Raw genomic sequence first — 1,224 nt, forward strand, 5'->3', positions numbered from 1 at the left:
CGGGCGGGTCCTGCGGCGCGCCGAAACCGCCGGGCTCGGGGTCTGCCCCGCCCGGACTCTGCTGAGAGCCCGGGGACGGTTCCTGCGGTGCGCACAAACCTGCGTCGAACTCCGGTTTCGCGCGCGCGGTGGAGCGCGTCGCCGGACGCCCTGGCCGTACGTGACACCGCCTCCGCTCTGGCCAGCAGAGCGGACGCCGGCACGGCATGCACGGACTGAGAAGCGGTGATGTCCTCCACGACGGCGCCCAGTTCGGTCAGTGCCGTTTCGAGGTCGGCACGCGCACCACTGACCGCGTGCCGTCGGAGCAGGGCGGACGCGTATCCGGTGGCCTGGGCCACCTGGTGGGAGGCACCGACGTGGGACCGGTTCTCCGCCGCCGCCCGGAAAGCGGCGACGGCCCTGTCCAGGTCCTGAGGGTTCGCGGTCGCGTCGTACCGCAGCAGCAGGCACTCACCGTGCTGCACCAGCGCGGCTCGCCGGTACGGCAGTTCGGCGTCGGCTCGGTCGTCGGAGGTCCCCGGCAGGGGGACCTCGACGGCCCGGTCGAGGTCCATCAGGTCACCCCTGTGCCGGAACCTGTCGATCAGGCACCGGGTCAGACTGTTGCGCGCCGCCTTCTGCCATGCCGAGGACGCGGGCAGGGACTTGCTCGCGGATTCCGCCTGCGTCAGGGCCTCGTCGATTTCTGCCGGGTTGGCCGACAGGGCGAAGGAAAGGCGCAGAACATCGGCGTGTGCGAGCCGCATCCTCGAACGGCTCAGCCGGTTGCCCGAAGGGCTGAGCGTGACAGCCGACCGCGCGTGCGCACGCGCCGCGTCGAGCGCCTGCCGTGAACCGTCCGCCCAGAAGCGGGCCAGACTCACGGCGGCGAGGGCTGCCTCTCGGTCGGACTGGTCGGCCCTGGGCTCCTCGGACGGGGAGCCGGAGTGGGCCAGGTCCTCGGCACGGTCGAGGTCGTCGCGGTTTCCCGTCACCCCGAACCGTGCGACGAGGATCAGCGCCAGCGGCAGCGCGGCGGCCGCCAGGCCGTCGGCCGTCCTGAGCCTTTCGTCGGCGACCGCAAGAGCACGCCGAAGGATCGCGTCGCGCTGTTCGACCTCATACAGAACCACATAGGTGCGCAGGAGCTCGGCGACGAGCGGCTCGGTGTCGTCCCCGCTCGCCGACAGCCGGTCCAGCGGCCTCTCGAGGACGTCCACGGAACGGTCGAGCTGAGCGAGG

1 protein-coding gene is annotated in these 1,224 nt (G+C 72.1%); it reads right to left on the bottom strand.

Annotated elements, in window-relative coordinates; genetic code table 11:
- On the bottom strand, positions 1 to 1,202 hold a 1,202-nt coding region (locus ACWEBX_RS41050; protein ID WP_451889767.1), incomplete at its 3' end, for a hypothetical protein.
- Positions 1,203 to 1,224 lie beyond the last annotated feature (22 nt).

The organism is Streptomyces sp. NPDC005070 (assembly GCF_053600395.1).